Raw genomic sequence first — 18,025 nt, 5'->3', positions numbered from 1 at the left:
CGCAGGAACGCAATCGCCCCTGCCCCACTGCGGGGCCCCTCGCCGTCCGCTTCCAGGCCCTTTGATTTCGGTATCACGCCCTATTGGAGGCCCCCTCGGGGGCCTCTTGTTGATAAAACCGACAATTGTCCGAACCGCCACTGGACAAGCCGCTCCGGATGGGGTAAATTGTAGGTGCGAAAGGTACGGCCGACAGACAGAGACTATATTTTGGAGGAATGGAAATGGGACAGGTCTTCCGCTGCTATGTGGAAAAACGCCCGGGCTTTGACGTGGAGGCGGTGGCACTGCTGCGGGAGCTGCGGGAACAGCTTCAGCTGCCCGCGCTCACCGGCGTGCGAATCTTTAACCGCTACGACGTGGATTTGCTGGACGAGGCTGCCTACCGCCCCGCGCGGGACACGGTCTTCTCAGAGCCCCAGTGCGACGCCGTTTACGACGAGGCCATGCCCGACCTGGGCGGCGCCCACATTCTGCTGGCGGTGGAGGCCCTGCCCGGTCAGTACGACCAGCGCTCCGACTCGGCCCGTCAGTGCATCCAGCTCCTCACCGGCGGAGAACGCCCCAGGGTCCAGACCGCCAAGGTCTACGTTCTCATGGGAGATCTGACCGGAGCCGACCTCAAAAAGATTAAGAGCTACCTCATCAACCCCGTGGAGAGCCGTGAGGCGGGCCTCGGCAAGCCCGAGACCCTGGCCCAGGATTACCCCGCGCCGCCCCCGGTAAAGTCCATTGAGGGCTTTATTGCCATGGACGAGGCGGCCCTCAGGGATATGCTGAATGAGTATGGTCTCGCCATGGATCTGGGAGACCTCCGGTACATGCAGGACTATTTCCGCGACGAGGAGCGCCGGGACCCCACCGTCACCGAGCTGCGGCTGGTGGACACCTACTGGTCCGACCACTGCCGGCACACCACCTTCTCCACCCACATCGACTCCGTGGAGATTCTGGACAGCGAGGTGAGAGGGGTCTATGAGCAGTACCTCGCGGCCCGGGAGGAGGTCTACGGCGCGGAGAAGGCCGCCTGCCGCCCCCAGACGCTCATGGACATCGCCACCATCGGCGCAAAGGTCCTCAAAAAGCGGGGGCTGCTTCCCAACCTGGACGAGAGCGAGGAGATCAACGCCTGCTCCATCCGTGTCACCGCCACTGTGGACGGGGCAAAAGAGGACTGGCTCCTCATGTTCAAGAACGAGACCCATAACCACCCCACTGAAATTGAGCCCTTCGGCGGCGCGGCCACCTGCATCGGCGGCGCCATCCGGGATCCCCTGTCCGGCCGGTCCTACGTCTATCAGGCCATGCGGGTCACCGGCTGCGGCGACCCCCGCACACCGCTCAGCGAGACCATGGAGGGCAAGCTGCCCCAGCGTAAGCTCTGCACCACCGCGGCGGCGGGCTACTCATCCTACGGCAATCAGATTGGCCTGGCCACCGGCCAGGTGAGCGAGATCTACCACCCCGGCTATGTGGCAAAGCACCTGGAGCTGGGCGCGGTGGTGGGAGCAGCCCCCGCCGCCAACGTGGTCCGGGAGCGGCCCGCTCCCGGCGACGTGGTAATCCTCCTGGGCGGCCGCACCGGCCGGGACGGCATCGGCGGGGCCACCGGCTCCTCCAAGAGCCACAATATGGACTCTCTGGACACCATGGCCAGCGAGGTTCAGAAGGGCAACGCCCCCGAGGAGCGGAAAATCCAGCGGCTCTTCCGCAATGGGGACGTGACCCGTCTCATCAAACGCTGCAACGACTTCGGCGCAGGCGGCGTGAGCGTCGCCATCGGTGAGCTTGCCGACGGCCTCTCCATCGACCTGGACGCCGTGCGCAAGAAATACGACGGTCTGGACGGTACGGAGATTGCCATTTCCGAGAGCCAGGAGCGCATGGCCGTAGTGGTGGCCCCGGCGGATGTGGATGCCTTTATCGCCCATGCCGAGGCGGAAAACCTGGAGGCCTACGTGGTGGCGACCGTCACTGAGAGTCCCCGCATGGTCATGCGCTGGAACGGCCAGACCGTGGCCGACCTCTCCCGCGCGTTCCTCTCCTCCAACGGCGCGGACAAGCACATCGACGTGGAGGTCCCCGCGGTGGACCGGGGGAAGACCGCGCTGCGCGCCTCCCGCCTGCGGGACTTGGCCGCCTCCCTGGAGAACGCCCTCCAGAGGGGCCTGGTGGAGCGGTTTGACTCCACCATCGGCGCGGCCTCTGTGCTGGTGCCCTTCGGCGGCGCGGCTCAGACCACGCCCACCCAGGTCATGGCCGCGCTGCTGCCCGTGGGGCCGGGACGGAAGACTGACGACTGCTCCGTCATGGCCTGGGGCTTCGAGCCCCGGCGCATGGAGCGGGACCCCTTCCGGGGGGCGGCCGTATCCGTGGTGGATTCGGTGGCCAAGCTGGTGGCCGCCGGATGCGACGCATCCAAGGCCTACCTCTCCCTTCAGGAGTATTTTGAAAAGCTCCGCACCGATAAGCGCCGCTGGGGCAAGCCCTTCTCCGCCCTCCTGGGGGCCCTGTCCGCCCAGTTGGGTCTGGGTGTGGCCGCCATCGGCGGCAAGGACTCCATGTCGGGCTCCTTCCTGGACCTGGACGTGCCCCCCACGCTGGTCTCCTTCGCCGTGGCGCCGGCCAGGGCGGGCGATATCATCTCCCCCGAGTTCAAGGGCCCGGACCACCCGGTCTGTCTCTTCGCCCCCCTCTACCGGGGGGACTACGAGAGCCAGAAGAACCTCTGGCGGGACTTCCATAAGCTCTGCAGGGCGGGCAAGATCCTCTCCGCCTGGGCGGTGGACGAGGGCGGCTGCGCCGCCGGGGTCATGAAGATGTCCTTTGGCAACCGGGTGGGCTTCCGCGCCTGCGACTGTATGGACAGCGCCCTCTGGTATGCCTCCATCCCCGGGGCCATCATCGCCGAGTGCGCATGTGAAATCCCCGGCGCCACACTCCTGGGCCGCACCGTCGCCGCCCCTAGCGTCACCCTCGCTGGGGAGACCGCCTTTATCGACGAGCTGCTCTACCTCAGCGAGCAGGCCCTGGAGGAGGTCTATCCCACCCGGGCAGGCGGCAGCGCGGCGGTGGAAAGCGTTTCATGGGAGGGGCGCTCCCCGGCGGTGTGCAAAGCCAAGGTTGCGCGGCCCAAGGCGGTCATCCCCGTTTTCCCCGGCACAAACTGCGAGTATGATACGGCGGCCGCCTGCCTGAAGGCTGGCATTGAGCCGGAGATTCTGGTGGTGCGCAACGGCGGCTCCGCCCAGCTCCGGGACTCCGCCCAGGCGCTGGAGGCGGCCATCCGTGGGAGTCAGATGGTGGTGCTGCCCGGCGGCTTCTCCGGCGGAGACGAGCCCGACGGCTCCGCCAAGTTTATCTGCTCCTTCTTCCGCAACGCCAGGATAACAGACGCGGTGCACGACCTCCTCAGGAACCGGGACGGCCTGATGCTGGGCATCTGCAACGGGTTCCAGGCCCTGGTCAAGCTGGGACTGGTGCCCTACGGCGAGATTCGACCCATGGACGCCGGCTGCGCCACACTGACCTATAACCTCATCGGCCGCCACCAGAGCCGCTATGTCACCACCAGGGTGGCCTCGGTCCGGTCCCCCTGGATGCTCAAGTCTCAGGTGGGCGACCTCCACACCATTCCCGTCTCTCACGGAGAGGGCCGCTTTGTGGCCCCGGCAGAGCTGATGGCGGGCCTCATCGCAAACGGCCAGGTGGCGACCCAGTATGTGGACGCCGCCGGGAAGCCGTCTATGGATATCAGCGTCAACCCCAACGGCTCCCTGGAAGCGGTGGAGGGAATCTTCTCCCCCGACGGCCGCGTCTTTGGTAAGATGGGCCACAGCGAGCGGTACGGCGAGTTTATCGCCAAAAATATCCCGGGGAATAAACACCAGCCTCTCTTCGAGAGCGGTGCGGAGTACTTTAAATAATCACTTTATTTTAAAAGCGGGAGCTGCCCCTCAGGGGCCGCTCCCGCTTTCTGCCGCACAAACCCGGCCGCTCAGAGGCGTGAGACAAGAAAGCCGTCCCGCAGGTATCATACCTGCGGGACGGCCCAAAACTTTAAACAGATTTTAATCTCTCCTTTATAGCCGTTTTAGACACCCGTGGTAAGATTAGGTCAATCAAAAAGGAGGTATCCAGTTATGGTTACTATTATTACGCTGGGCGTCATCGGTGTGGTCATCGCCGCGGTGGTCGGCATCATCCTGTTCCTGGTCGGCATTCCCCTGATGATTATCGGCAGCATTCTCCCCTGGGTCCTGACCCTGGTCGGTGTCGTCATGCTGATTAAGGCCGCCCTGGACAAACCCTTCCGCTGGGAGAACTTTATCCCCGGCCTGGTGGCCCTCCTGGCCTCCGGACTGCTCCGCTGGCTCTTCTGAGAGTTTTAACTTTTTCTTACCTTTTCCCCCAGCTCTTGACTTGCCTGTTCGCGGCTGGATATAATCTAGGTAACCCCTGATTCAATCGCTATGAGCAAATGGGCGGGATTACCTGGGAAGAGGTGAGCGAGATGAACGCCAACATTCTCGTCGTGGATGACGAGCCTGAGATTGCCGACCTGGTGGAAGTATATCTGAAAAGCGAGGGCTTCACCGTCTTCAAGTGCGGGACGGGCACCGAAGCCCTCGCTTGTGTGCGCCGGGAGCGGCTGGATCTCGCCATTCTGGACGTGATGCTGCCCGATATCTCCGGATTTACCCTCTGCGGCGAGATCCGTAAGGATTTTCACTTCCTAGTCCTCATGCTCACCGCCAAGGCGGAGGATATGGACAAAATTACCGGCCTCACCATCGGGGCCGACGACTATCTCACCAAGCCCTTCAACCCCCTGGAACTGGTGGCCCGGGTCAAGGCCCAGTTGCGGCGTTACACCCGCTACAACGAGGCGGAGAAAGCCGCCGCCGGGGATGTCATCGACTTCAACGGCCTGGTCATCAACCGCGCCACCCATGAGTGCACCCTCTACGAGCAGCCGCTGGGCCTCACCCCTATTGAGTTTGACATCCTCTGGATGCTCTGCGAGAACCGGGGGCAGGTCATCTCCGCCGAGCGGCTTTTCGAGACTGTGTGGGGAGAGAAGTATCTGGACCGCAACAATACGGTCATGGTCCACATCCGCCGTCTGCGCGAGAAAATGGGGGAACCCAGCCGAAACCCGCGGTTTATCAAGACGGTATGGGGCGTGGGGTATAAAGTTGACTGAAACTGGGCAAAAAAATGTTGACAAATCGGCGTTAATCGGGTATACTAACTCTTGCCCTGTTCCGAATGGGGCCGCTATGGCGGCGTAGCTCAGTTGGCTAGAGCATCCGGTTCATACCCGGCAGGTCACAGGTTCAAATCCCGTCGCCGCTACCATGCAGCGCAACGCTGCACATGGCCCGTTGGTCAAGTGGTTAAGACACCGCCCTTTCACGGCGGTAACACGAGTTCGAGTCTCGTACGGGTCACCAAACCCCATACGGGGTCGATGCCAATGTAGCCACTCCATATGGAGGCATAGCTCAGCTGGTAGAGCGTCCGCCTCACACGCGGAAGGTCACAGATTCGAGTTCTGTTGTCTCCACCAGAAGAAACCACTTTAGGATGTTTCCTAGAGTGGTTTTTTCTTGCCAAAATGGCCTGTTTTTAAGGCTTTACGTGTTTTGAAAGCAAAATGGGGTTAAGTTACAACAGGCAAAACCAGGCAAAGATAAGCATATCAAAAATGGGAAAAAGTATGGGTAAATTTTTCTCCCCCCTTAACAGAACGCGCCCCGGATTCTCCTTAGAAAAGGATGGGTCCGGGGCGTTCTTTATATTCCGTTGGGGGTCACTTCGTGGCGGCCGCTCCGGTTTTTAACTGGATGCGCTCATGGTTGTAAAAGTAGATGAAGCGGGCAAACATGTCGTTGGCTTCCTCAAGGGAAGCGGGCTTGTGTCGATAGATGCATTCCGTTTTGAGAATGGAGAAGAAATTCTCTGCTATAGCGTTGCCGTGACAGCTACCCCGCCTTGACATGGAGGGCGTAATGACGTATTTTTGAGCCGCTTGCGTCCACATGTAAGACATCCCCGTCGGTATATCTCCGCGCCAAGTGCCGCCGCTGTGCGCGGCTGAGCCCCGAATGATGCCTGCCGGCGTAGTCATTCACACGATTTTTTCTCTTCGCTCACTTGGGATAACATGGTCGTGACGGCCTAAGCGCATATTCTGGGGGGATTTATTTTTTCCCGGCTCCAGACCATGTGTAGACTGAACCCCGGTACTGCTCCCTGATCGCCTCTTCCGCCTGCTGCTTCAGCTCCCCCTGCAGAGTGACGGCCGGGTGAAAGCATCCCCCCATGCGCAGGAGGGGCAGCGTTACCTGCAGCTTTCCCTTCTCCTCCTTGACCAGGATATTGGAGATGGTCAGAATGCCTTGGCCGCCAAGCGCCAGATGTATGCTGGCCTTACCGCTGACAGGAGAGGTGCGGCTGAGACGAACCTCGATATCAAAGGGAACCGGCCGCGGCCCATCTCCCGACATCAGCGCCGCGCCGCACGGGTCGAGCCTCTGCCCGCAATCCGGGAAGACCTGATGTCCTGCGCCGTCGGGGGCGTCAGTTGCCCCGCAGCGGGCTGCTGCGTCCGCCGTTTGTAGCTCCATTGGATTTACCTCGCTTTCCTAATATATTACCTCAGTTTTGCGTCTGATCCGCCGACAAAGAAAGCGGCATTTGCAGAAGCCCTCTTTACCACAGACTATTTACGCCCTGTCTGCGACTTCCAGCCAATGGTCCCTCCAATAGTCCAGATGGCGGAACATGGCGTTTAGATGAGCGCGATCCGGCGCGGGTGCGAGATAGGCAGCATACTGGAGGGTATTGATGCCCCACGCGGCCAGATCGTCGTCACGCGTTCCGATTAAAACACCTCGCCGCCATGCGGGGAGCAATTGGCTGGAAAAACGCTCAATTTCTCTCCGCGGCAGCTCCGTACTGACGGCGAACAGGGTGGACAAGCACTGGTTTACAAGACCTGCCGCGCGTTCAATATCGCAGCCGCAGTCAGTGATGGTACTGATTTCCGGTCGCTCCGAGAAAACTGCGTTCAGCGCGGTGGAATCTTGAAAACCCAAAAGTACAATAGCATAGCTCATGTTGACCTGCTCTCTTGTATGGATTTCTTCTTCTCCAAGCCCTCCCTCGCCGCGACGGAAGGCTTGGAGAAGAAGGGGGGACAGCCCCCTCTTCTCCCTACTGTGACAGGCCCCGGATCTGCGCTTTACTGACGCAGCTTCGTCCAGGTCTCAGCGCCGTTTGATTTCGTGTAGTCGTGGGCGTTTGTGGCCTCCATGATCTGGTAATAGGCCCAGGAGCTGTCCGTCAGGTCGCTGAACGGATGCATACTGTCCGCATGGTCGTCCACGTAATCCTCATCGGCCGCGCGGCCTAGCATCCGGTTGACAATCACCGTTACCTCGGCGCGGGTAATCGCTTCGTTGGGGCGGAAGGTGCCGTCGGTATAACCGCTGATCCACCCGTACTTTACGGAGCCAACAATATAGTCGAAGAACCAGTCGTCCTCAGTGATATCGCTGAAAATATTTTCACCGTCAGTATCCAGCTTTGCAAAGCGCATGGCCATCACTGTAAACTCAGCGCGGGTCAGGGGCCGCATCGGGTCGAAGCGGCTGTTGCCAACACCGGCGATGACCTCGATGGAAGCCAGCGCGTTGACCGCCCCGGCATACCAAGCGTCGGCGGGCACGTCGCTGAAACTGACGGTAACAGCGATGTCCTTGTCCAGCAGCAGGTTATAGAACATCTGCGCCGCCTCGGCGCGGGTCATCTTGTCGTTGGGGCCGAAAGCGCCGTTTGCGTAGCCCCGCAGATAGCTGGAATGCTCCTCGGTGTTCAGCCACTTGGAGACGCCGGTATCGCCGGGATCGGCCGCGGAGAATTTCTCCTCAAAGATCGCCTCGATTGTATGGCCGGCCCGAATATTCTCGAAGGTGTAGCTTTCCACGGCGCCAATGCTTTTTCCATCCACCAGAACATCCTTCACGGCATATCCGTCTCCGGGCCTGACGGTAAATGTTTTATTCCCGCCTCGGGCCACGGATACTCTGCCGGAGGGGCTGATGGAGCCTCCGTCTCCCGCGGAGGCGGTGATGGCGTAGGTCGTGACGCCGCCGCCGCTCCACGTCCACCGGGCATACAGAACCAGATCGGCCGTCACGGTATCCTCGGCAAAGTTCCATGCCGTCTGGAAGGTCTCCTCCTGATACCAGCCGCCGAAAACATACCCGCTGCGCTCGGGTGCTGCGGGCTGGGTCACGGCGGTGCCGTGGACCACCGTCTGCGGCTCTACGGCGCTGCCGCCCTGGCTGTCAAAGGTGACGGTATGCTGAACGGTTTTGATGTTGGCGGTGACGGAGACAAAGCCGCCGTTCTCGTCCTCCACAAACAGGTCGGCGAGAGAGAACTCCGCCGCGTCGGGGTCCCAGCGCGCCGGCTGCGCGCCGCTGACGTTCCAGCCGTCCAGAAGATAGCCCTCGTCGACGCTCAGCGCCGGAAATGCCATGGCGTCTGCGCGGTTCTCCCAGGGCACAATTTGGGTCCAGGCGGGGGTATCCGCGTGGTCATCCCACCGGGCATGCTCGTAATTATCGATGCCCCAGTAGATTCTCAGCGTCTTCTCCACAGGAATTTCCGCAGAGACAATATTGGCGGTGATGGAGACAAAGCCGCCGTTTTCGTCCTCCACAATCAGGTCGGCGAGAGAAAACTCCGCCGCGTCGGGGTCCCAGCGTGCCGGCTGCGCGCCGCTGACGTTCCAGCCGTCCAGAAGATAGCCCTCGTCTACGCTCAGCGCCGGAAACGCTATGGCGTCTGCGCGGTTCTCCCAGGGCACAATTTGGGTCCAGGCGGGGGTATCCGCGTGGTCGTCCCACCGGGCATGCCCGTAATTATCGATGCCCCAGTAGATTTTCAGCGTCTTCTCCACGGGGACGTCCTCAAAAACAGGAGTGAAGCCAATATATGCCTCGCGGGCGTCAAAATTGGCAACACCTGCGGCTTCTAGGGAAGCAAAAGAGAAGGAATCCCCCGCGCGCAAGGTCAGCCCCGCGATGCCGAGGTTATTGACCCAGTGAGAGAGGACCTTGCCCTCCGGGGCCACCACGGTCGGTACGGTCATCGAAGCATCCGCGCTTGTGGAGTAGAGGTCAAACTGCTTGGGGTCTGTATCGGCGGTTTCATCGCCCCAGCTTCCTTCAAACAGATTGAAAGAGACATGAATGACAGTTTCGTTCTTCTCCCACACCGCATAGAGGTGAACCTTGCCGTCGGTGATGCCGGAGAACGGGAAAACCACTTTCTGGCCGCCCTGATATTCTGCCGCGGCGGCGTCCGGAGCAGCGGCCCAGCCCAGGAACGTATGGCCGTCCCGGGTAAAGGTCCGGTCATTTTTGAGCGTAACCTCGCTGCCGTAGGTAAAATGGGACGCGCTTTGCTCCTTGTCCGGATCGCTGGCCAATGAGCCGCCGTTTCCATGGTAAATAGCGGTGTAGGAATTGGTGTCCCAGTTTGCAATCAGGTTTGTCCAGCCGCTGACCGTCTGCCCGGCGACATCAATGCCGGCCTGACCCTCTCTGGACCAGAACCTGAAGGTATAGCCCTCCCTTGTGGGGGCCGGCGCGTCGGCGGTCGGGAGCTGGGAGCCGTACGCAGCCTTTGTGCCGTGCAGCGCTTTACCCGCGGTATAATCCGCGTCGCTCTGGAAATAGACCACGTTCTCCATGATAATGTCGTAGCGCGCCGTCAGCGTGTGGTTCCCGGCGATCTTGACAATCGTCTGCGCGGTTATTTCCGCATCCCCCAGGTACCAGCCCGCAAACGTATAGCCGACGGGCGGTGTGGGGACGGGCAGCTCGCCGTATGCGGCGTCATAGGTCACCTTTTTGCTGACGGTGGCCGATGAACCGCTGCCTGCGTCAAAGGCCACGTCATAGGAGTTTGCGGCATAGGCCCCGTACAGCTCGTATTTCTTGAGCGCCAGCGGCGTATGTACGTTCTTCCCGGCAGTCCCGATATCGGTCTTTTTCTCGTACCAGCCGTCAAACGTATACCCTTCCCTGGCTTCCGGCTGGAAGAGTACGAAGTCTGCCCGGCTCTTTTCCGTCATCACGCCGGAGGGAATCGCCAGATCGTCCACATGATAGTTCACCCTGTATTGGTCGTAGACCACGCACATGATACGGTTCCAGTCGCTCTTCAGCACCGTGCTGGTCTGGTCGAGCCGCCACACCGGCGCTGCGTTGTCCTTGTACCATACCCCGTCGAATTCATATCCGAACGCCCCTTTTGCAGGGGCGTAATACATATCCAGGTCGATGCCGGCTGCAATTTCCCGCATATCGCTGCCAACGGGGAAGGTGCCGACCACAACGTCGCCCAGACTGCGGTCGGCCGTGGTCCCGTTTCTGAAAATACGGAGTACGACGCGCCCGGTCTGCTCAACCGGGGTGGTCGGACAAGACACGGCAAAGGTGACCGGCAGGCTGCTGTCCTCCGCAAGCGTCCACCCGGCTGATGTGTAGCACAGGGCAACGGTCTGCCGCTCCGGGGCGCCCTCGTTCAGCGTATGTGTCACGCCGGGGACGTCCCTGCAATACTGCTGCACATAGGGGGCGGCCTGAATGGTTACGTCGCAGGTCCAGCCGGATTCCGCGTCGCCGGACACGCCGCCCAGCGCATAGGAGCCGTCCAGCAGCGGGTAGTGCGCAGTGTCGTGGTCCGCGCCCGCTGTGGTGCAGTCGACGCTCACCCAGTCCTCCGCCAGACGGCTGAGGGCGTCGGCCGTGGGAGCGGCCGGCGCGGTGACGCCCACGTCGGTATCCACATCTCCGGAGGAATCTCCCCCTGTGGTCGGGGCCTCGCCCGCCGCCGACGCGGAATTGGTCAGCTTGCCGTTCGCCGCATCGGCCTTTGTGAAGGTTTTGATGACGTAGAGAACGGCGGCGGAGGCAGTGTCCGCAATGGTGCCGGTGATGACGCCGTCCGCGGCCTGTACCGCGCCGCAGTCGCTGCCCACCAGTACCGCGCCCTCGTCGGTGACGGCAAAGGCGGCGCCCCCGGTTCCTGTGACGGCAATCTGATAGAGCAGGGTCACCTCAGCGGTGTCCGGCGCATCGGCGGGGAAGGATACGGGGCCGTACTCCACGGTGATTCCATCCGGCAGATTGAGCACGGCGCCGCCTGGCACGGCTGTCAGCCGCTCCTTCTGGATGTCGGTAATCTCCGGAGCCGGGGCCGGCTGCGTCTCCCACGCAAAAATGGGGTAGTTATGATTCTTGCCTTGCTCATAAGCCCATACACCGTTAAAGTCAAGGCCGGTATGCTGGCCCACATAGGCCTGATCAGCAAGATTGGCATATGTGATGTACTGGGCGCCGATTGCACTGCCGCCTGTTCCCGAAACCCAGGTGTCCGAGACTGAGCCGGCGTTTAAGCCGATAAATACGGAAACGTCCCGCACAGGGGTGCTGGGCCCGGTCTTAGAGTTCACTTTATCATTATGGGCGGCGTAGCAATGCTCAATCTTACCCTTGTCGGATTGCCAACCGACAAAGCCGCCAAGCCGCTGGGTACCAATGACCCAGTTATCCAGGTTCACGTAGCAGTCTTTGACAGTACCCACGTTGCCGCCAACCAGCCCACCCACATAATAGGTTGCGTAGGAAGGCTGCGTCGTATAAAAGCGCGCGTTAAGTCCGCCCTTTGCGTAGCACTGCTCAACGGTCCCCCAGTTCCCGCCTGCGATTCCACCGGCGTAGTTATAGGCGTTTACCGTACCGATGTTGGTGCCGCACTGATAAATGGTTCCGCGGTTTTGCCCGGCGATACCGCCCGCGTATCCGCCGCTGCTCCCGGTATTCAGCGCGGCGACGCCCACGGCGGATGAGTAGGGAGACTGCGTTACGATAACGTTTTGGATTGTGTTTTTGTTGACTCCTGCCACGGAGCCGACAAATTGTGAGCCGCCTACCCTCACAATATCCAGGTTAAAGTTTTGGATGATGCCCTCGTTAATCGCAAACAGGCCCACATTGGTTGCACCGTCATAAGAGCAGGTCAGGCCGCTGATGGTATGCCCGTTGCCGTCGAATATACCCGTAAACGGTACATCCGCATCGTCCGTCCAGCCCAGCGCCAGCCAGTCACCGCTCAAGGCGATATCCTTGGTCAAATAATACTTCCCGCTTAAGTCCTCTGCAATTGCCTCAAGCCCCGCCTGGTCGGAGATCGCGGTATACCCCTCCCACGGTTGGCCGGATGCAAACACTGCCGTTGGCAGCAGGGACAACAGCAGGCACAGGCATAGAATGGTTGACAAGACTCTCTTTTTCACAGTTTCACGCCTCCTTTTTTACTCCGTTAGACCAATAGACCAATGGTGAATCAACTTGACCGCCTTTGGGCAGCGCTCCGCCAGCTCTGCCGAAGCTGGACGGCGCACCAGGCACATCAAAAGCTCTTTTGAAATCGCGCATGCACCGCTCCCTCCTCTCCCGCTTGCGCCAAACGGGACGAAATCAATATTTTGTCTCAGGCGGCAGCGTTCCCCGCCGCAATTTAGGTAAAAAATGAATATAAAAGCTCCCCGCGCCTGGGCGCGGGGAGCTAAAAAGCACACGCAAAGCTGGGCCGCTCAGGATATCACCTGACCGGCCTGGCTTGTTATGTCTAAAAGAGTGGAAAGCTCTTGCTAAACGCAAAAGATCGTGCTAAAATAATTCCATAATTATGTAGGAGGTATCAGACTTTACGGTGCGTTCAGGACAAAATATTGATTTTGTCTCAGCTGACGAGACCCAGGCGCTCCAGCTGCCTGGAGTGTTCCGCTCCGGTGGAAATCAGGTAGATTCGGGTGGTCTCGATAGAGCTGTGGCCCAGCACATCGGCCAGCTTGGCGATATCCATGCAGGAGCGGTAGAACGCCCTGGCGAACAAGTGCCTCAGATTGTGGGGGAACACCTTGGTCGCCTCTACGCCTGCCCGCCTGCACAGGGCTTTCATCTCCGCCCAAATTTGTTTTCTGGATAAACTGCCGCCGTCTTTGGTGAGAAATATCTCGCCGGAGGCGATTTTTTTGCGCCTGGCGTACTTCAGCAGCTTTCTGCACAGCTTGCCGGGCAGAAGAATGGTGCGTATCTTGCCTTTGAGGGAGATCTCCGCCCTCCCCGTCCGGGCAGCCTCCACTGTGATATATTTTACCTCGCTGACCCGGATGCCGGCGGCCCCCATGGCCTCCATCACAAGAAGCAGCCGCTCACGGCCCAGCGAGCGGGCCGTGCCCAGCAGGCGCTGATACTCCTCCCGCGTCAAATCCCGGCAGTCGTCCCGGAACAGCCGCCGCTGGAGCTTTAAATATCTTACCCGGCACTCGTCCCAGCCGGCGTACCGGAGGAAGGCGTGAACGGAGGCCAGCATGGAGTTGATGGTCACCGGGGCGTACCGCTCCGCCGACAGATGCTCCTTCCACGCCGATACGGCCTCCTTCGTGACGTCCAGACCATCCAGCCACGCGGCGAAGGTCCGTAAATCCCGGGAGTACTTTTCCTGTGTGCCAGGGCTTTGCTCCTCCTCACGCAGATGCCGGCAGAAGGCGGCGAGATGCTCCTGTGTCAATTTATGCCCTTTCATGTCGAAAACCTCCCGATAAATAGAGTGTCCTTATTTTACCTTGACGGAGATTTCCTATGCGGATTAAATAAAAAGACCCCGTGCAGTCCGGCGAAAAGCCGGACTGCACGGGGTCAATTCAGATTTCGCCCTGTCTTGCATGCAGGATTTGGAAGCGTTGGAGCAAAAAGTTATAATTTTTATATTATAAAAATTTTTTTGGATATTTTGTAACGTTTTGCAGAGCCGGCACGTTACAAGACAAGATGAGCGTATAGCGCCGGGGGCGTGGTACCCCATCCAGTGTGTGGACAACGGCGTCCAAGCTTTCAGAGAGGAGGTAGGCTTATATGACGCAATTCCGATTTGTATCTTTTGAGCAGAACCTTGTCACCGACGAACTTGGCCCCTACAGGACCTTTGGTATCCGTGCCCTGCGCAGTTCCCGGGGCGGCTGGGTGGAGGCGGGCAGCGTATCCGACGTGGCCTGCGGCGGTGATTTTGTCGCCGATCTCGCGGACTGCTGCACACGGCTGCAGCTCGACGCATGCCATCTGCGGGACGTGGTCCTGGACGCTATCAGCTGATGCAATGTCAAATCCGTGAAACAGGCCGCCGCCCCAATCCAGATTGGGGCGGCGGCCTCAGTTCCCTGCCGGCTTGCGGTCAGTCGGTAAGCTGGTCGATGCTCAGTGCGTCGATGGTGTACCCCAGCTCCCGGATTTTTTTCTCCAGCTGCGAGACGTTCACGCCGGTGCCGTCGTAATCCACCGCCATCCTGCCCTCCGCCTCGTTTACGCTGACCGAGGACACGCCGGGCAGGGTATCCAGCCCCTTTTTCAGGGCTTTGACGGCGTGGGCGCCGCTGATGCTCCCCAACCGAAAATAAGCGCTCTCCTGTGACATGCTGATCACCTCCGCCCTAGTTTGCCCGGCGGCGGCGCGCTCCATGTGTGGGAACCAATGGAGGAAAGAAACCTTTTCAAACAGGGCAGAATAGAGTATAATCATCCCAGCCCCACACGAAAGTTTGAGTGGGCAAAGGAGTGTTTGTCATGAATGATAACGATTTTTACGCCAGTGAACGCGCCAGGGAGCGATACGGCGAGATTGAGACCGTGGGCAAGTATACCGCCCGGACCTTCCTGTGGATGTTTGTGGGCCTGGCGGTGACTTTCGGGGTGGCTATTATGGGCGCCGCGACCGGCCTCATCTATGTGATGCTGAGCATTCCCTTCTTCCAGTTGGGCCTGCTGATTGCGGAGCTGGTGGTGGTGCTGGTGCTGGCCTCCCGGATTCAGAGCCTATCGATTACAGGCGCGCGGGCCCTCTTCATCGGCTACTCCGTGCTCAACGGCTTTGTGTTCTCGTTCTACTTCATCTACTTCCGGCTGGACAGCCTCATTCTGGTCTTCGGGGCCACCGCCATTTACTTCGGCGCCCTGGCCGTCTTCGGCTACTTCACCAACGCCGACCTCTCCCGCCTGCGCAATATCCTGGTGGGCGGTCTCTTTTTCCTCATCATTTTCGGCGTGCTGTCTGTGTTCATCCCCGGCCTGTACGCGATGGAGCGTATCTACTGCCTCGTCGGCATCGCGATTTTCCTGGGCTTCACCGCCTATGATACCCAGAAGATCAAGTACTACCACGACGTCTACGGCTGCGATCCTGAGATGGCCAGAAAGGCGTCCATCTACGCGGCCCTCCAGCTCTATCTGGATTTTATCAATCTGTTCTTGTACCTGCTGCGCTTCCTGGGCAGACGGAAAAATTGAAAAATGGTAAAAAAGGCCGTCTCCGGCAGTTCGGAGACGGCCTTTTTGCGCTATTTCAGTGAAAAGAGGGCTTTTTCATAGCCCTGGACGTAATATTTAATGTTTGTACGGCCCCTTTGCAGAATGATATGGCCCTCGGCCTCCAATCTGGCCCGCTGGGCCTCCACTCCGCCGGGGAATTTGGGGTTCAGCTCGCCGCCGGCCTTGAGGGTGCGCCAGTAGGGGGTCTTGTTGTCGGCGCGCTGCTCGCTGGCCCAGGCGGCGATGGAGACGAAGATGCCCGCCGTGATGGGGTCGGTGAAATCGGCGCCGTTTTTCCAGGCGAAAAAGGCCCGAAGCTCCCCAACGGTGGTGAGCTTCCCACGGGGGATGGTCCGCATCACGGCGTCGTAGTCCGCGGGAGGCGCGAAATACATCCGTGTGCCGCCGTATTTCTCAATGGTTTTTTCGTCGGTGACGATTTGAATTTTGGGCATCCCGTTGTCCCTGTGCAGCATTGCATTGAAGTCTTTCTGTTCCTCGTTTGCCATATTCAGCACCTCCTTGTCAAAAAGAGCATACACGAATCGAACCGGGGGTGCAATGAGACGGTTTTAAAAATTTTACGGCTCCCCGTCCCGGCAGGCGCAGCGCAGGACCTCCTCCCATACGGTGCGGAAGGGGAGCCCCAGGCGGCGGGCGGCGGCGGCCGCGTCCTCATACTCGGGCTTGCTGTGGGACGCGCCGTAGCCCTCCGCGCGCTTGATGCGGATGGGGCCGTAGGGGGTCTGCGCCGTCTCCGTCCGGGGACGGAGAAAATACTTGGCGCAGCGGCGCGCGCGCAGGCCGTTGGTGGTGGTGTGGGCAAAAATTGCGCGGATGAGCGCGTCCTTCCGCTCCGGGGCGCAGAGGACGGTGAGCACCTGGCCGGGGCGGCCCTTCTTCATGGTGCCGGGAACGGCGTAGGCGTCCAGCGCGCCCGCATCCAGAAGCTGCCCGCAGGCGAAGGCCAGGGCCTCGCCGGTCATGTCGTCGATGTTGCACACCAGCTCCAGAATTTCGCCGTCGGCCCCGTCCTGCGCATCCCCCAGGAAAGCCCGGACGCAGTTGGCGGCGGGAAATTCCTTCTTGCCCACTCCGTAGCCGATGTTCTCCGCCGCCATCACCGGCATGGGTCCGAAGCGCGCGGCAAAATGGGCCAGCAGGGCGGCCCCGGTGGGTGTGCACAGCTCCCCCTGGATATCGCCGCTGTAGGACGGAATGCCCCTGAGGAGGGCGGCGGTGGCCGGGGCGGGCACGGGGACCACACCGTGGGCGCAGCGGACCTGTCCGGCGCCCACGTGGACGGGGGAGGCGGTGATTTTGTCCGGCCCAAGCAGATGGATGGCGTAGCACACCCCTGTGACGTCGGCCACCGCGTCCAGCGCGCCCACCTCGTGGAAGTGCACCTGCTCCACCGGGCAGCCGTGGGCCTCGGCCTCGGCGGCGGCGATGGCGTCGTAAACGCCGCGGGCGTGGCTGCGCACCTCCTCCGGGAGGGAGAGGGAATCGATGAGCGAGGCGATGTGCCCTGGGGCGGAGTGACTGTGGGAGTGAGCATGGCAGTCATGGGCGTGCTTATGGCCGTGAGGGAGGTCCGTGCCCTCCTCTGTGCCGTGAACGGTCACCTGCATCCGGGTGCCTACGATGCCGCAGGTCCTGGCGCTCAGGGGAGTCAGCTCCACGCCGCCCAGACCCAGGCCGTTCATGGTGCGGAGAAATTGCGCCTTCTGCCCGTGGTCCAGCAGCTCGTAGAGCGCCGACATGAGCATATCACCCGCCGCGCCCATATTGCACTCCAAATAGAGTAGTTTCATTCCTGCGCGCCCTCCATCTGATTGATCATGCTTGCCAGATACCCCGCCCCGAAGCCGTTGTCGATGTTCACCACGCTGACGCCGGAGGCGCAGGAGTTGAGCATGGAGAGGAGGGCGGAGAGTCCGCCGAAGTTGGCCCCGTACCCCACGCTGGTGGGCACGGCGATGACGGGGCAGTCCACCAGACCGCCCACCACGCTGGCCAGTGCGCCCTCCATGCCGGCCACGGCCACCACGCACCGGGCGCTCATCAGCACGTCCAGATTGCTCAAAAGCCGGTGGAGTCCCGCCACGCCTACGTCGTAGAGCCGGGTGACGCGGTTGCCCATGGCCTCGGCGGTGAGGGCCGCCTCCTCCGATACCGCCATATCGCTGGTGCCGCCGGAGGCCACCACGATATGGCCCAGGGCCGGAGTGTCCGCCCGGGGCCAGGCCACCGCCAGCCGGGCGGTGGGGGAGTAGTCCAACACCGCGGTCTTACCCACTTTTTCCGCCGCGGCAGGGTCCAGGCGGGTCACCAGAATATTGCCGCAGCAGCGCTCATGCATGGCGGAGAGGATGCCGGAGATCTGCTCCGGCGTTTTGCCCGCGCCGTAAATTACCTCGCAATTGCCCTGGCGGACCGGGCGGTGAAAGTCCACCTTGGCGTAGCCCAAATCCTCGAAGGGGGACTGCTTCAGCTCCAGCAGGGCGTCCTCCGGGGCGGCGTCCCCGGCGGCCACGGCGCGGAGCAGGGCCAAAATATCACGTTTGTTGTCCATT

15 protein-coding genes and 3 tRNA genes are annotated in these 18,025 nt (G+C 60.9%); 8 read left to right on the top strand and 10 right to left on the bottom strand.

What is annotated here, in order from left to right; all coding sequences use genetic code 11:
* Positions 1-224 precede the first annotated feature (224 nt).
* The 6 genes from H8S62_RS08405 to H8S62_RS08380 all read left to right on the top strand — a co-directional run bounded on the left by H8S62_RS08405 (position 225) and on the right by H8S62_RS08380 (position 5,572).
* Positions 225-3,926 carry a phosphoribosylformylglycinamidine synthase gene (locus H8S62_RS08405; RefSeq protein WP_186919007.1) on the top strand — a complete coding sequence of 1,234 codons (3,702 nt, stop codon included), beginning with the start codon at positions 225-227 and terminating at the stop codon, positions 3,924-3,926.
* 216 nt (positions 3,927-4,142) lie between these two features.
* Positions 4,143-4,382, top strand: a complete 240-nt coding sequence (locus H8S62_RS08400) for a phage-shock protein (protein WP_155147495.1) — start codon at positions 4,143-4,145, stop codon at positions 4,380-4,382.
* A 131-nt stretch (positions 4,383-4,513) separates the two neighbouring features.
* Positions 4,514-5,206 (top strand): VanR-ABDEGLN family response regulator transcription factor, encoded by a 693-nt coding sequence (gene vanR / locus H8S62_RS08395; RefSeq protein ID WP_186919006.1) that lies wholly within the window; start codon positions 4,514-4,516, stop codon positions 5,204-5,206.
* A gap of 78 nt (positions 5,207-5,284) precedes the next feature.
* Positions 5,285-5,361: transfer RNA gene (locus tag H8S62_RS08390), tRNA-Met, on the top strand.
* Positions 5,362-5,381: 20 nt separating this feature from the next.
* Positions 5,382-5,456: transfer RNA gene (locus H8S62_RS08385), tRNA-Glu, on the top strand.
* A gap of 40 nt (positions 5,457-5,496) precedes the next feature.
* A tRNA-Val gene (locus tag H8S62_RS08380) sits at positions 5,497-5,572 on the top strand.
* Between the two features lie 243 nt (positions 5,573-5,815).
* Here the strand turns inward: H8S62_RS08380 and H8S62_RS08375 are convergent.
* From H8S62_RS08375 to H8S62_RS08350, 6 genes are all read right to left on the bottom strand, one after another.
* The gene (locus H8S62_RS08375; protein WP_207723483.1) at positions 5,816-6,046 is read right to left on the bottom strand and encodes an integrase core domain-containing protein; all 231 of its coding nucleotides are present in this window, start codon (positions 6,044-6,046) and stop codon (positions 5,816-5,818) included.
* Positions 6,047-6,206: 160 nt separating this feature from the next.
* On the bottom strand, positions 6,207-6,632 hold the full coding sequence (locus H8S62_RS08370) for a hypothetical protein (protein ID WP_186919005.1): 426 nt from the start codon (positions 6,630-6,632) through the stop codon (positions 6,207-6,209).
* Between the two features lie 99 nt (positions 6,633-6,731).
* Positions 6,732-7,124 carry a hypothetical protein gene (locus H8S62_RS08365; RefSeq protein ID WP_186919004.1) on the bottom strand — a complete coding sequence of 131 codons (393 nt, stop codon included), beginning with the start codon at positions 7,122-7,124 and terminating at the stop codon, positions 6,732-6,734.
* A gap of 125 nt (positions 7,125-7,249) precedes the next feature.
* A complete protein-coding gene (locus H8S62_RS18510) occupies positions 7,250-12,379 on the bottom strand; it encodes an InlB B-repeat-containing protein (RefSeq protein ID WP_186919003.1) in 5,130 nt (1,709 codons plus the stop codon).
* 4 nt (positions 12,380-12,383) lie between these two features.
* Entirely contained in the window at positions 12,384-12,521 is a 138-nt protein-coding gene (locus H8S62_RS08355; RefSeq protein WP_186919002.1) for a hypothetical protein, read from the bottom strand.
* A gap of 307 nt (positions 12,522-12,828) precedes the next feature.
* Positions 12,829-13,674 (bottom strand): tyrosine-type recombinase/integrase, encoded by an 846-nt coding sequence (locus H8S62_RS08350; RefSeq protein ID WP_186919001.1) that lies wholly within the window; start codon positions 13,672-13,674, stop codon positions 12,829-12,831.
* Positions 13,675-14,003: 329 nt separating this feature from the next.
* Between H8S62_RS08350 and H8S62_RS08345 the strand changes: the two genes are divergently transcribed.
* Complete coding sequence (locus H8S62_RS08345; RefSeq protein ID WP_155147507.1) at positions 14,004-14,240, top strand: hypothetical protein; 237 nt, start codon at positions 14,004-14,006, stop codon at positions 14,238-14,240.
* A gap of 79 nt (positions 14,241-14,319) precedes the next feature.
* Here H8S62_RS08345 and H8S62_RS08340 read toward each other — a convergent pair whose 3' ends face one another.
* Positions 14,320-14,559 (bottom strand): heavy-metal-associated domain-containing protein, encoded by a 240-nt coding sequence (locus tag H8S62_RS08340; RefSeq protein WP_186919000.1) that lies wholly within the window; start codon positions 14,557-14,559, stop codon positions 14,320-14,322.
* A gap of 149 nt (positions 14,560-14,708) precedes the next feature.
* On the opposite strand from H8S62_RS08340, the gene H8S62_RS08335 reads away from it, so the two are divergent.
* Positions 14,709-15,428, top strand: a complete 720-nt coding sequence (locus tag H8S62_RS08335) for a Bax inhibitor-1/YccA family protein (protein ID WP_186918999.1) — start codon at positions 14,709-14,711, stop codon at positions 15,426-15,428.
* Between the two features lie 50 nt (positions 15,429-15,478).
* Here the strand turns inward: H8S62_RS08335 and H8S62_RS08330 are convergent, their stop codons facing one another.
* The 3 genes from H8S62_RS08330 to larB form a co-directional block, all read right to left on the bottom strand.
* Positions 15,479-15,958, bottom strand: coding sequence for an MGMT family protein (locus H8S62_RS08330; protein WP_155147512.1), 480 nt, complete (start codon positions 15,956-15,958; stop codon positions 15,479-15,481).
* Positions 15,959-16,030: 72 nt separating this feature from the next.
* Entirely contained in the window at positions 16,031-17,263 is a 1,233-nt protein-coding gene (gene larC, locus H8S62_RS08325; RefSeq protein ID WP_186918998.1) for a nickel pincer cofactor biosynthesis protein LarC, read from the bottom strand.
* Positions 17,260-18,024 carry a nickel pincer cofactor biosynthesis protein LarB gene (gene larB / locus H8S62_RS08320; RefSeq protein ID WP_155147516.1) on the bottom strand — a complete coding sequence of 255 codons (765 nt, stop codon included), beginning with the start codon at positions 18,022-18,024 and terminating at the stop codon, positions 17,260-17,262. The genes larC and larB overlap by 4 nt, the downstream gene beginning before the upstream one ends.
* Position 18,025: the final 1 nt, after the last annotated feature.

It is taken from the genome of Lawsonibacter faecis (genome assembly GCF_014287675.1).
Classification (GTDB): Bacteria; Bacillota; Clostridia; order Oscillospirales; family Oscillospiraceae; genus Pseudoflavonifractor; species Pseudoflavonifractor faecis.
Note: the sequence above shows the minus strand (reverse complement) of the source record. Positions and strands in the feature narration are given on the sequence as shown.